A 313-nucleotide genomic window follows, 5' to 3' on the forward strand; every position below is an offset into this window, starting at 1 on the left:
CTGATTTATGTCAGACGGGATTTTGCTTATCAATTATTGAGAACAGAAATTTTCCTGAATCATCAATACTATACTTAGCAAGTAAAGGTGTTTTCTCATTTATCTGCTTGAGTGCAGGATCAAGGAAAGATCGTTTCAACTCTGCCAAGTTCTTCTGCTGGGATTCCGGTAAGACGAAACGGTCATTTAACCAAGCATGAGTAGTAACCCATAAGCCTGAAGATTTGAATTGAGCAAGACTTTCATAAAGGCGGATCGTCCGGGGATTTCGAAGACTGCCACAATCGCGGAGCGAGTAGGTGGTGAACTGGTT

1 protein-coding gene is annotated in these 313 nt (G+C 41.9%); it reads right to left on the minus strand.

Annotated elements, in window-relative coordinates; all coding sequences use genetic code 11:
- Positions 1-10: 10 nt before the first annotated feature.
- Positions 11-313 (minus strand): replication initiation protein (locus tag HSP_RS0106690; RefSeq protein ID WP_010129660.1); only part of this gene is annotated, 303 nt, incomplete at its 5' end.

Origin of the sequence: Haemophilus sputorum CCUG 13788, assembly GCF_000238795.1 — a bacterium.
Classification (GTDB): domain Bacteria; phylum Pseudomonadota; class Gammaproteobacteria; order Enterobacterales; family Pasteurellaceae; genus Haemophilus_A; species Haemophilus_A sputorum.